This window comes from Methanosarcina sp. A14 (genome assembly GCF_001729375.1).
GTDB classification, from domain to species: domain Archaea; phylum Halobacteriota; class Methanosarcinia; order Methanosarcinales; family Methanosarcinaceae; genus Methanosarcina; species Methanosarcina barkeri.
This window is the reverse complement of sequence record NZ_LZPK01000192.1, coordinates 1-12,949: the sequence shown is the minus strand read 5'-3', so window position 1 is coordinate 12,949 and position 12,949 is coordinate 1. Positions and strand designations below refer to the sequence as shown.

At 37.2% G+C, this 12,949-nt stretch carries 9 protein-coding genes and 1 pseudogene; 6 read left to right on the top strand and 4 right to left on the bottom strand.

From position 1 onward, the window contains the following. Positions 1 to 170: 170 nt before the first annotated feature. The 5 genes from A9239_RS09860 (at position 171) to engB (ending at position 7,609) form a co-directional block, all read left to right on the top strand. Complete coding sequence (locus A9239_RS09860) at positions 171 to 425, top strand: PRC-barrel domain-containing protein (protein WP_048119161.1); 255 nt, start codon at positions 171 to 173, stop codon at positions 423 to 425. A gap of 1,527 nt (positions 426 to 1,952) precedes the next feature. Beyond that, positions 1,953 to 4,184, top strand: coding sequence for a PGF-pre-PGF domain-containing protein (locus A9239_RS09855; protein WP_230669063.1), 2,232 nt, complete (start codon positions 1,953 to 1,955; stop codon positions 4,182 to 4,184). A 608-nt stretch (positions 4,185 to 4,792) separates the two neighbouring features. Next, a complete protein-coding gene (locus A9239_RS09850; RefSeq protein WP_048119155.1) occupies positions 4,793 to 5,449 on the top strand; it encodes a hypothetical protein in 657 nt (218 codons plus the stop codon). A gap of 406 nt (positions 5,450 to 5,855) precedes the next feature. Beyond that, positions 5,856 to 6,833, top strand: a complete 978-nt coding sequence (locus A9239_RS09845) for a DHHA1 domain-containing protein (protein ID WP_048119152.1) — start codon at positions 5,856 to 5,858, stop codon at positions 6,831 to 6,833. Between the two features lie 146 nt (positions 6,834 to 6,979). After that, positions 6,980 to 7,609 carry a GTP-binding protein EngB gene (engB, locus tag A9239_RS09840; protein WP_048119149.1) on the top strand — a complete coding sequence of 210 codons (630 nt, stop codon included), beginning with the start codon at positions 6,980 to 6,982 and terminating at the stop codon, positions 7,607 to 7,609. 29 nt (positions 7,610 to 7,638) lie between these two features. Here the strand turns inward: engB and A9239_RS20440 are convergent, their stop codons facing one another. Further along, positions 7,639 to 7,794, bottom strand: coding sequence for a transcriptional regulator FilR1 domain-containing protein (locus A9239_RS20440; RefSeq protein WP_230629242.1), 156 nt, complete (start codon positions 7,792 to 7,794; stop codon positions 7,639 to 7,641). After that, positions 7,749 to 8,126 carry a hypothetical protein gene (locus A9239_RS09835; protein ID WP_052712713.1) on the bottom strand — a complete coding sequence of 126 codons (378 nt, stop codon included), beginning with the start codon at positions 8,124 to 8,126 and terminating at the stop codon, positions 7,749 to 7,751. Before A9239_RS09835 ends, A9239_RS20440 begins: the two co-directional genes overlap by 46 nt. Before the next feature lie 291 nt (positions 8,127 to 8,417). Between A9239_RS09835 and A9239_RS09830 the strand changes: the two are divergent. Continuing rightward, positions 8,418 to 9,046 (top strand): annotated as a pseudogene (locus A9239_RS09830) (UPF0228 family protein). Positions 9,047 to 9,944: 898 nt separating this feature from the next. On the opposite strand, the gene A9239_RS09820 reads toward A9239_RS09830, so the two are convergent. Beyond that, a complete protein-coding gene (locus A9239_RS09820) occupies positions 9,945 to 10,397 on the bottom strand; it encodes a hypothetical protein (protein WP_255361933.1) in 453 nt (150 codons plus the stop codon). 782 nt (positions 10,398 to 11,179) lie between these two features. Then, complete coding sequence (locus A9239_RS09815) at positions 11,180 to 12,886, bottom strand: ATP-dependent DNA ligase (RefSeq protein ID WP_048119144.1); 1,707 nt, start codon at positions 12,884 to 12,886, stop codon at positions 11,180 to 11,182. Positions 12,887 to 12,949 lie beyond the last annotated feature (63 nt).

The window sequence follows — 12,949 nt, the reverse complement described above, 5'->3', positions numbered from 1 at the left end:
AAATTACAGGTAAAAATTACGGTAAGAATTTAATCCAGTAACTCTTTAGAAGATTAGTTTTAAAAGGAAAAAGTTTTAAAGATCCTGGTTTCAAATGGAATAAAATATTCAAAGTGGAAATCAAGCTTTACCCAAACCGATAATATACTGCCAACGGAGATACGATCAAAATGTCAAAGGAATTTGCAAAGAACCTCTTTAACAAGCAGGTCATGGCTACCGACGGAACAGAAATAGGAATTTTGAATAACGTTGTAGTCGAGATTAAAGGGGGAAACATTATTGACATGGTGGTTGCCCCAAATGTCAATTTAGATACTTCCAGGTACAGGAAAGCAGATAATTTTATCCTCGTTCCTTTCGATTCGGTAAGTGCAATTAAAGACTATATAATAATAGACAAGATGAAAGCAAAGATAAACTAAATAGGAGGAAAGGAACAAAAATTCCTTTCCTTTGGGATATTAAATTTGTTTTCTTATTTTTCTTTTAACAGAGGAACTCTTCTTTTAGTTCCGCCTGTTTTCATTAAAACTTGCTTTCATTGAAGCTTGTTTTCTTTAAAATCTGCTTTTTTAAAGGGAATTTTATTTTAATCTCAAGTTTTCGACCCTAAAGTGTTTTTCTAATCACAGTTTTAACCACAATTTTATTTTCAGCAAAGAAATAAATGGAAAAATTTGGGTTGACCAAGAAGCATGGATACCTCTAAAATACGACACATATGATAAGAATGACAATCTCACAATGACTATACAGATTCAATATCTAAAAGTAAATACTGTAATTCCTGGTTCTGAATTTGTTTTTGAAATTTCATTTGAGGCAAAAATAATTAATTATGTATAAGGGCATTCTTTAATATTGCATAATCTATAATGGGAAGTGATGATCACTGAACAAAATTGATATATATATATAAATAATAATAAAAAATTATATTATATTTCGCGATTGACTATTTTTTTTCTTGCATCAAGTATTATTACGGGATATATGCATAGTGACATAACATATGGAATAAAAAATGGGATTGTTATTGTGGTCGGATTAACAATTTTTATAATTTTCTATGAGAGGCACAAAAAAGGAAATAATTGATGCCATGATTAGATTTGAACGGTGAAAAGCAAACGATGGAAAGTAAGCGACAAAAAATACATGAAATTCTTCTAATTACAGACACAAAGAAATGAAAGTACTTGATAGAATTTTCATGCCAAACGCATATGATATTCTTTGGATAACTGGCACAAAGAAATTAAAGTACTTTTCACTTCACACTTTATAGGCTATCTATTTCGTCATTAACTTAGGTAGTCAGGTTGTCCGAACTATGGTTTTTCAAACCATTGCTAAACTAATCAGTGAATTGTCATACAAGGCTTAAATTTGATAAGGAGCAGAGACTCAACAGGGGCATTGGGAGCCAGTTTTGTTCCGTACTTTCATGCTAAACAGGGGTGCAACCGCCAGGAAAAACTTAGAGCTTGCTGGATACTATATTTCGTATGTATCTTGCAAGTGACTGTAGTGTAAAAACCTTTCCTTCCAATTATTATATAACTCAGACTATTTTATCTAAACTTTCCTAGTTTAAAATAAAGATCAATAAGTAACTAAAAATAGAAGAAATTTTACTTGTACAATTATATAATATCTAAGTAGTCTACTTATTTGCCGAGTTTACCTGATATACAAATATAGATGTAATCAAGATTGACATTTTTGATCCAATATTATATTATTATCGGGAAAATCAAAGGCTATAATTCTATCCGAAAGTCCGAATATATAGGTTACACAAATTGTACCCTGGCTTTGAGGGATAAAAGCTATGTGGGGGAGGGGAAATGAAAATCAAATGCAAGTTATGTTCAATAGCTTTAACTTCAACAGTATTAGTTTTTATATTTTTAGCTTTAATTTCAACTTTAGCATCAGCGGCACAGGTGACGAAAATTGGTAGTGGGTCTGATCCTGCTATTTATGGTAACAAAGTAGTATGGACAAATAGTGGTGTTATAAAGGTTTATGATTTGACCGCCAGAACAGTCACTACAGTTAATTCTTCTGCAGCATCTTATCCGGCTATTTACGGCAATATATTAGTGTGGCATGACGAAAGCAGCAAGACGCCAAGGCTTGCAGTATACGACATGTCAACAGCCGCAAAAACTTACATTACACAGAATGTAGATCAATCCAGCAGACCTGCCATTTATGGCAATAGGATCGTTTGGAGTGCAGATTACAATGAATCAAATTACAATTACAACGTATATATGCGTGATATCTCAACTTCCAAACAAACTAAAATTGCAAATGGAAACAGTCCTGACATATACGATACCAGGATAACATATGGTTACGAGGATGCAGATGGGAGAACCATAGCTGTTTACGATATTAATACTAAGGAAACTATAAATGTACACTCTTCTAGCCAGATATTTAGTCCCCATATATATGGTAATAAAGTGATATGGTCAAACTTCTATTCCAGGGACGGATTTATTGAAATGTATGACCTTATTACCAAAAAAACCATAGATGTTACCAGTGATAATACAGGTAATACTTTATATGGACCTGATGTCATAGCTGATGCGGGAGATGACACAGGTACTCATATTGACATAAACGGAGACAAAATCGTATATTCAAAATCTGGCGATGACCAGTTTGGTTATGCAGGTGTATACGTTTATGATATTCCTTCAGCAAAAAGCACTCCAGTTTACATTTATCCAAAAGAAACTTACACTACACCGGACGTGTACGAGAACACTATTGTATGGGGAATAGATAGTAACTATGGCAGGGGGGAGACTGAAGATAGCGACAATAATGGTATCTATTTAAGTGATCTTTCTGCCATAAACTCCCTACTACAGGTAGCTGAATTTACTGCCAATGTAACTTCCGGAACTGCACCTTTAGTTGTGTTATTTACTGCCAACGGTATTGATGGAGGTTCGGCTTCATGGCTCTGGGATTTTGGGGACGGAATTACCTCTAAACATGAAATGAAGGCAACGCACACATTTACCAAACCTGGCACATATGACGTTACTTTAAAGGTAACCGGTGCCACTGGCAATATTTCTATAGATAAACTGGGTTACATTAGGGTCACGAATTCTACTACTCCAGACCTGGGGATTCCGGTTGCAAACTTCAGTAGCAGCGTTATCGAGGGGTATGCTCCCCTAACGGTACAGTTTACTGATCTTTCTCAGAATGCAGTCTCAAGGGTATGGGACTTTGATTCTGACGGAAAGGCTGACTCCAGTGACCCGAATCCCATTTATATATATTCAACCCCTGGTACATATTTCGTTAACCTGACAATCTATAATGCAAACGGTTTCTCTTACCTTATTAATACAATAACTGTACTGGAAAGCAATTCCAGCGACGACAGTAACTCAAGCAGTGACGGAAACAGCAAGAGCGGTGGTAGCAAAAGCAGCGGTAGCAAAAGCAGTGGTAGCGGAGGAGGAGGTGGCTCTCCTGAGCCTGCAAAAAACATTGAAGTAAAGGAACTTTCACAGGTGTTCATTACAAATGGAAAAGAGGTAAAATTTGATTTTACTAAGAATGCAACCTGCGTTGTTTCTGTGAACTTTGATGCAAAAAAGACTCTGGGTAAAACCACAACCATTGTAGAGATGTTGAAAGGAAAATCTTCCCTGGTTTCCGAACTGCCTTCTGGAGAGGTCTACAAATCCTTTAATGTTTGGGTTGGGAATGGCGGAATTGCAACCTCAAAGAACGTAGAAAACCCGACCGTTTGTTTCAAGGTTGAAAAATCCTGGATAGAGAATAAAAAGATCGATCCAGCTTCAATCACCCTTAACAGTTATAGCGAGAAAAAATGGGGGCAGCTGGAGGTAGAAACATCCGGAAAAGATGATAAATTCCTGTATTTCACGGCAAAAACTCCGGAATTCTCTTCCTTTGCAATAACAGGCACAGCAAAAAAAATCTCTGATGAAACTGTGACAGAATCCCAGCCTGAGACAGAGATAGGAGCAGTTAATAATAATGTAAACGAAAACGAGACTGGGAACGAAGGAATGGAAGCTGAACAAAAAGAAATTCAGGGTACGTCTGGATTTGAAATAGGCTTAGGAATAGCTTGTATCCTTGGCTTATTCCTTTATAAGCGGAAGCACTAAAGCAGAATTCCAAAATTCGATATGTAAACAACAGATGAGAGGATTAACCTCTCTTTTTTTCTTTACTCTTCTTTACTCTTCCTTACTCTTCCCCATTTTTCCTTATTCTTTCCATGTTTTTCCAATTTTATCTCATTTTACTAATTTTATACCAATTCCCTTAAGATAATTCTTAATGTCGTGGTAGACACTGCAAATATCACAATTTAAATTAGGAGCATGCAGGCCAGGTCTTATTTTAATTGCGTCCTGTTTTTCAGGATGGAAATATAGTTTTTCCTTCATGCTTAAATGGATATGAATTAAGAGAAAAGTATGTGAGAAATTAAGTGAATCGGATGAAGCAGGTAATCAATCCAAGGAAGTAATCAACGAAAGTAATGAATCTAAACATATTTATAAAGCTTTATGTGATATTATTAGAAGTTACGAAGGTTCAATGACCTGCCCAAAAAAGAATGTGCTGATGTTCTTAGTGAGTATCTTGAGAATAATGGATGGGATACCAGTGTTGAAGTAAAGACCTTCGTAGATTATGGTACAAGAGAGTATGCAGTTATTGACATTGATGATGAAGGTGAAGTATATGCTATTATGGAGAATTGGCTATGAAACTTAAACTACTAAGTATTCTTTTTGTTGCTATGCTCGCAATTCCATCGGCTTCAGCTACGGAAAATTATGTAACTCCTACAAAAGAGCAAGTCACCCAGATCATGCTTGATTACAACCTCAGCAGCCAAAACAATTCCTATCAACTAGCCTGCGAAATCGGTCAATATGTTTCAGAAGAGTATAGTTGGAATTGTGATATAAGAGAACTTAATTTCACAAAACATGCTCCGATTTATATCAATGTCTTCTATCCAGCAGCCGATAATAATAAAGGATATGAGGCATACTATGGCTGGTTCGGACCCCAACGGAAGGAAGTAACGGCCTTTTATGACAAGAATAAAACCATGTGGTATAAAGACTGGGGATCTTCTAAGAAGTTTGACTGTGGTATTATTGGGGTTACTAGTTATAACATTGTGAAAAGTTATTTTGGGGATGCATCTGAACAGACAACAGAACCTGTGCCGCCAGATTCAGACAGTACACAGCCTATTGAGAAGAATGACTCTGGAGTACAGAATATTGTAAATGGATCTGCCAATACTGTGAATAATCAAGGTATTATCAATACGATAGAACAGTACTGGTTCGATTTTAGGAATGCAAATTTGTCGAATATAACTTTTAATTTTTTCGGGGGTAATTAAAGCCCCTTTCTTTTATTTGCGCTTTAGAACCATTTCTTGAATGGATAGTAATCACCAGTTTACTATAACTCTTATTTCATACCAGTCCCCTGAAGATAATCCTTGAGGTCGCGGTAGAAACCGCAAATATTGCAGTTGAAATCGGGAGCATGCAGGCCAGGTCGTATTTCAACTATGTCCTGTCTTTCAGGATGAAAATATAGTTTTTAACCTTGGAACTCATTTGAGTAAAAAATAAAAATTTAATAAAAAAAAATAAATGTCTTTATTAATTTTCGAAATGAAAAAACGAATTCTGTGAAGCAAAAAACAAAGAGTTGAAAGTGAGAAAAGCTAAACACTGCTGTTATAAGAGATATTGACATTAGAAAAAATAAATATTTTTTCGGGAAAAAGGAAGCAAAACATGAAAGAACTCCATAACTGGATCAAAGCGAAAACTCTAGTTCTTACTCACGGAGATTCGGATGGTATATGCTCAGGTGCGATTGCAAAAACCGCTTATCCGGATGCATATGTGTATTTCACGAATCCTGTAAACCTTCTTGAAAAATTAGGGCTTATAAAAAATGTGAAAACCCTTATTATTTGCGATATTGCAATCGATGAAAGGAACTGCTCTGAACTTCATGCAGCACTTAGAGGATTTGCGGAGAAGTGCAACCTTTACTATATTGACCACCACCCTCTCCCGAAAAGCTGTGAAAAAGAGAGCTGGTTCTACCATGATATCGAAGCTTGTTCCGCAGAGTTGACCTACAGGCTCTTAGAGGATCGCCTGGACAGAGATATGCGTAGGATAGCAATCTATGGAGCGATTGGGGATTTTTGTGACAACACTCCATGTTTAAAGAGCTGGGTCAAAGATTGGGATAAAAGGAATCTTTATTTTCAGGCCGGAACCCTGACCCAGGCCATCCTATATAAAGGAAGGGATTACGAATTCAAAAGGAAACTTCTTGAACCCCTCTCAAAAGACATAATCCCTTCAAATATTCCGGAACTGCTTAAGCTTGCCAGGGAAGCTGCAATTAACGAGGAGAGATTAAGGCTTTTTGTTAAATATAATGTGGAAGCTCTTAAAAATAGTGCATATATTGTAAATACAAATAACTCTATTTCAAAGGCAGCGATCTACGCAGCTTCTTACGGCAGGCGGGAAGTAGGGATTGCAGCCGAATTCCGTGAAAGAAAGGGAGCTTATGACCTCAGTATCCGCTCCAGGGGAGAGGTCGACATAAACAATATTCTCCGTTCAGTCGCACCAAGATTCGGAGGAAGCGGCGGTGGACATCCCCTTGCGGCAGGCGCTCGAATTCCTGAAGATTCCCTTAACGCATTCCTCAAAGCTTTTGATAAGGAACTGGGAGAAGCACATGGGTAAAAAACCGGAGCGCTGCTTGACTAAAACCGTTGATTCGCAATCGTCTAACCGGTTTATCACACCGCTGCATGGGATTTTCGATCAAGTCTTTTTTGAAAAGGCTTGCAAGCAAACAGTTTTTTGAAAAGGCTTGGAGGTAAAAAACAATGGAAACCAGTAAGACTGCAGCTGAAAGCGGGGTAAGTTTTGAGATTATTTTTGTAGGCCGTTCAAACGTGGGAAAATCCTCGTTGCTAAGGGAACTCTTCGGAGCGAAAGTAAGGGTTGGAAAACGTCCTGGGGTTACCTTACGCCCTGCGCATGTCCAGGTCTCGAACCTGCTTATTACGGATATGCCTGGCTTCGGCTTCATGAGTGGAGTAAAAGACCGAAAGCAGGACATCGTAAAAGACAAAACCGTGCACTATATCGAAGACAATGCCGAAAGGATCCAGCTCGGGGTGCTTGTAATAGACAGCCCGTCTTTCCCGCAGATAGTAGACCGATGGGACTCAAAGGACCAGATTCCAATAGATGTTGAAATGTTTGATTTCCTCAGGGAAGTCGGGATTGACACCATTATTGCTGCAAACAAGATGGATAAGGTAAAAGAAAGCGATTATGATCCCCTTCTTGACGAGATTACAGTTCGACTCGGGCTTGAACCTCCCTGGCAGAACTGGAGGCATATAATAGCTCCTATCAGCGCCAAAAAAGGAGACATAAAAGCTTTAAAAGGTCTGCTTCGGGACAGGCTGCATGAAATGAAAAGAGATGACCTGTTCAAGTATGTTTGATTTGAAAAAGCTCGTCACAAGGCATATCGTCATAAGGCATAATTGCCATGTAAATTCGCGTCTGAGTGGATCTTATAATACTCAAAAAGCCTTTCTCCCCGCTCAATAGCTTTTGGATCAGAGCTAAACAAACCTGTAGTTATGTCATATTCAGTGCCGCTTTTCTTGTATTTAAGGCCAGGCATTTATCCGTAACAATTAGCCCCATTTTAAGGTCTTCATTCTTAGATTTTAACTGAAAATTTTTATAATTTTTCAGTATCTTCAGTTTTTCTGCATAAGGCGACTGTTTTAATTCTTCTGCAACATGAAGAGGAACTATAAGCTCAACGGGGGTTCCTTCTTTAACTCTCTCCGAGATAGAATCAGCATAGTCTTCAGTTATTACGGATGATATGCCGTATATATAATCAGCATTTTTAATTATTTTTAACTGGTTGCTGTAGACATTATGAATTTTTGTCCTTTTATCATAGAGAACTTTAAAATTGTAAGGACATCCAATTTCTTTTAGCAATGGAATGGGAATTCCCTCTATGTAATGCGTAGACCAGAAATATTTGAATTTATTAACTGTCCCAACTGTTGCAAAAGAATCCGCAACTCCTGCGAGTTTTATCTAATAGTTTTATCTAATATCTCAAAGGACTATTAATATTAAGTAATACTATGCTAAAATGAAATCATAAATTAAGCATCTAGTTTGATAGTTTAATAATCTGGTTAAAACCTTTACAATTTATATAACTTATTTTACTAGTAATTAACGGAGTTCAAATTTACTCTACAGGATCCATTTGAACTATATATGCCCGGAGGTATAGGTGGGAAATTTTTCATGATGAAAAAATCTATTTATAAAATATTGTTTATTGTCGTTATTATTGTTTTTCTGATTATCGTAGTACCCTCAGTACTGTTTACACCTGCACACGTCAAGTCGAATATGTCAATTGATAATGAAACACCTGTTGAAGAACAACAGATAGCTGGTTTATTTATTGAATTTGAAAATGGGACTACTGAGCAGGAAGTTAAAACTATTCTTGAAAATTCCAATATACCTGTAAACTACAGTATAGATTACAATACTGACATTAGCTCAGGAAGGAACTATGCAAAAGTAGAAAAAGACAAAAAAACGGCTGTAGTAGATGAATTTAAGAAAGGAGAAAAAATTCCTGAACCTGATTTTCCTCCTGATATCAAAAAAGGGGATTATTACATAGTTGTATCCTCAATAGGTTTTGAAGACGAAAATTTTCTTAATGTGATGAAAAAAATAATCTTCAGGTGAAAATGACAACTATGTGTTATGTTTCTTTTGGAAATGAACCAAAAAATTGGATCCCAGAGAGTGACGCAATCAGGATAAGAAATGAGCTTGAAGCAAATGAAAAAGTCTTTATTGTAAATTTTGACGGTGCTGCATATTAAAAAGATAAGTAATGATTTGACTTCTAGAATGAAAACTAAAGCACTGGACTACGGATGACCTCTTTCTGCGAGGTGTAGTACAGATTATAAACAGAACTAAACATGAGGAATAAAGACTTCCTTTTAATATTTTTGACTATAAAAATTATTTGATTTTTGTGGGGGTCTAAATATTAAAAATCGCCAAAAAATATTCATCTTTTTAGGAATTCTAATACTGATTTTGCTGAATTATTTCGTCGTTTTCCCATATTTGTTAGTTGGCTCTCCTGAGCCTTTATTTTATATATAATAATGATCTCCAGAATCATGAGGTAACAGTTGAAGTATTTGATTCGTATGATGAATCTATATTCAAAGGAACTTATGAACTAGCTCCTGACGAGCGCATCGCACAGCCGAAATCATTATATGGCTATTGCTGAGATGGTCAATGCCATGGTCTAAAGGAAAATATACATATTTTGCAGAGGGGGAATATGAGTTTAAAGTTATTTTAAATGGCGAAACTACGGACACCTGCAGAACACTGCCACATGCCTGGAGTTCTGTAGTGATACATATAAATAAAACAAATAATTCTGATTCTCCAATGCGTATAGGAGTAATAACTGTGTAATCTGTTTTGTGACAAGTTGTATGTATGAGAGGTTCCTCGTCATTATTATCGGTTACAATGAACACAAGAAAGTAAAAGGGATAAAGTTAAGCGTTTTAGTAGGTTTGTAAGAATCTACCTTTCTATTTCTTCCATAAAATGTCAGTTAAAGACTGCCTTAGAAGCAATGTGTAAAAGAGTCTTGGGGTGGACTATTAGAGTCAAAACTTTGAAAGGGTTGAAGAAAAGGAAAAGCTGTGAAAAAACTATTTTTAAGTGAACAGTAGAGATTGAATTTTCTCACATCGATTGTCTAGTCTCTATGAGAATAGGGATAGTTTCACCTGATTCAGGTTTATAGAGAACAGTTTTACCTAATTCAGCGTACAGATATATAACTACTGTAGTTTTACGATTTGGAATTTCTACTTTAGTTGTATTTGTAATTTGTTTATCCATAGTTACCTTGAATGTATATTCTACATTTCCCCCACGGAATCGTACACCAAAAGGACGACGTTTCACCAAATCACTTTTACGCTCCAGAGTATGTGTTTCATTTATTACTGAGTTGTTATTTTTATCAAATACTTCAACTGTCACCTCATGACTCTTCATGTCATGGTTTTTTATTACAAAAAATGATGCTGCAGGTCCCATACACATTAATAAGCAAAGAGAAATATAGCTGAATAAAACAGTTACTAGTAGAAATCCTATGATAAGTAATTTTTTTCTTACGTTACTGACCAATTAAACCATCTCTGCAATCTTGTATTTCTACTAAACACTACAGAATTTTCAAAAACCTGATATTCTTCGCAGTTTCTCAGCAGTTTAAATTCAACCTTCTGAATTATTAACTGAAATATACATAGTTTTCAGGATGAGGGGGTGATCTATAATTATTAATTGTAGTCACAGAATAGAGTAGGCACTTGCAGTTTGTATTGCAAAAGCACAAACGAATACAAAAATTACTACTTTGTAACTAATTTTGTGTTTATCCAACTGTTTCGCCTCATTTACATTTTGAATCTTTGTGAAAATCTTCTAAGGTTATTATTCACAATTAAGAAAGTGCCAATAACATTATGTAAAAGTTTACAAAGGCATAATGATATAAACTGTATTCTTTTTAATAAATTTTATTTTTTTAAAAATTATTAATTTCTAAAAAATGTTTTTTACCTAAACGCATATGATATTCTTCGAATAATAGACACAAAGAAATGAAAGTACTCTACTTTACCCTTTTTTGACTATTGATCTCGTCATACCCTGGGTAGTAAAGTTGCTCTAATTTTGGTTTTTCAAACCATCGCTAAACTAATCAGTGAATTGCCATACAAGACTTAAATATGATAAGGAGCAGAAAATCAAAAGGAGCATTGGGGGCCAGTTTTGGTCCTTAATTTCATACTAAAGAAAAGATATTTGTTTCCAGCCAAAAAAGACAAAGACTTTAAACTGTACTAAAAAGAATCTTTAAAATTTCATGTGATTGCCGCAAAAAGAAACGGCAGCCACCACTATTACAACCTTTTCAACTGCTGGCTATATACCTTTCCAATTCTCTGTATCGTATCGGCTTCTTCGGGATCTTTATCGTCCCGGATACGAATAAAGCGAGGGAAACGCAATGCAAAGCCTGAATCATAATTGGGGCTTTTCTGGATTTCCTCAAAGGCGATTTCCAGGACTATTTTCGGCCGGATTGCAAATATGCCGCCTGCCTCTCCGCCTTCCATAAGCCCGGAAAGTATCTCTGTGAGTTCCTTTAACTGATCGTCGGTCAGGCCTGTACCCACTTTGCCGATCTGGAGAAAACGCAGGTTTTCTGGGTCATAACAGGCAACCGTATAAGAACCCAGGAGGTTGGCACGCCTGCCAAAGCCCCACTCGGCTCCTACGATTACAAGGTCAAGGGTTTCCATAAGAGGCTTTTTCTTAAGCCAGTTTTTGCCACGTTTACCAGGGGAATAAAACGAATTCGGATTTTTGACCATAACTCCTTCGTGCCCGGCATCTAAGGCTTCCTTATAGATCTTCTCTATAAGTTCGAGGTCTCCGGTTATCACCTGTTTGTCCACGGAGATGGATTTTGAATCCTCAACCGAGCTTTCCACGCAGGATTCAAGCGCTTTTCGCCGCTCAATCAGAGGCAGGTCTATCAGCGTTTTTCCGTTTAAGTACATTATGTCAAAAAGGTTTAGCTGAATAGGGATGCCAAGGGCTTTTTCTTCCACATCGTACTTGCGCCGGAAACGTTTAAGGATCTCCTGAAATGCCCTGGGCTTACCATTCTCGTCCACTGCAACAGCTTCTCCGTCAAGGATTGCGGATTCGGCCTTTACATGTTTGCGGACTATTTCTACAAGGTCAGGAAGGGAGTTTGTGACATTTTCAAGCTTTCGTGAAAAAAGCATAACCGAATCTCCGGCCTTGTGAACCTGGATTCTTGCCCCATCGAATTTCCATTCGATCGCAGCTTCCTTCATTTCCTTTATGTCAGCAACTATGTCAGGGCTGATCTGTGAGAGCATCATCTTGATCGGGCGTTTGATCTCAATCCCGAGACTCTCCAGGGCTTCCACCCCGCCCTCCTTGGCAGTTGCAGCGACTATCCCCAGGTCATTAGTAACCATAAAGGCGTGTTCAACCACATCCGCAGGCACGGAAAAAGCTTTTGCAATTGCATCCCTTACAACGCCTTCTCCGACGCCTATGCGAAGTTCCTCAAGCGCAAGTCTGGAGATATATTTTGCTTCCCTTGGAGTCGAGGAAGTAAAGAGAAACTGAAGATTCTTTATCTTAATGTCCTGTGAGCCTTTTCCTGAGGCTTCGGAGGCAATCTTAAAACGGTTATAAACTTCGGTTATTGAGAGTTCGGGCTGCTCTTCGAAGAAAGAGGAAAAAGTAACCTGATTTTTCCTTTTCTCCTTGAGGATCAGAAGGGCTGTGTCCCCTATATCTCCGGTAGTCCGAATAAGAGATTCTATACTTTTTACTGTCATTCCGGAGGCTTTGGAAAGTGAAACATACAGCAGGCTAGTGCCAATTCCCAATTGTTCTCCGCTCCAGGCAGGAAAAACCTCACTCATAATAAAATGAGTTGCAATGGGCAGCTCTTCAACATCAACCTTCTTAAGAAGGTCAGCAACCCTACTTGTAGTATCAATTGTACTCGAGATTTTTTCAATCGCCTGGCAGGTTTCTGCAAATTCCCTGAAACTTGTCATGATCAACGCAGCTTTTTAATTTTATTTTTCCGAATTCAGGGCAAAACCTGAATTCTTAACCTG

What these genes read in the sequence shown, in the direction of transcription:
- A9239_RS09860 (WP_048119161.1), top strand. Translation starts at nt 171, where the DNA reads ATGTCAAAGGAATTTGCAAAGAACCTCTTTAACAAGCAGGTCATGGCT.
- A9239_RS09850 (WP_048119155.1), top strand. Translation starts at nt 4,793, where the DNA reads ATGAAACTTAAACTACTAAGTATTCTTTTTGTTGCTATGCTCGCAATT.
- A9239_RS09845 (WP_048119152.1), top strand. Translation starts at nt 5,856, where the DNA reads ATGAAAGAACTCCATAACTGGATCAAAGCGAAAACTCTAGTTCTTACT.
- engB (WP_048119149.1), top strand. Translation starts at nt 6,980, where the DNA reads ATGGAAACCAGTAAGACTGCAGCTGAAAGCGGGGTAAGTTTTGAGATT.
- A9239_RS20440 (WP_230629242.1), bottom strand. Translation starts at nt 7,794, where the DNA reads ATGCCTGGCCTTAAATACAAGAAAAGCGGCACTGAATATGACATAACT.
- A9239_RS09815 (WP_048119144.1), bottom strand. Translation starts at nt 12,886, where the DNA reads ATGACAAGTTTCAGGGAATTTGCAGAAACCTGCCAGGCGATTGAAAAA.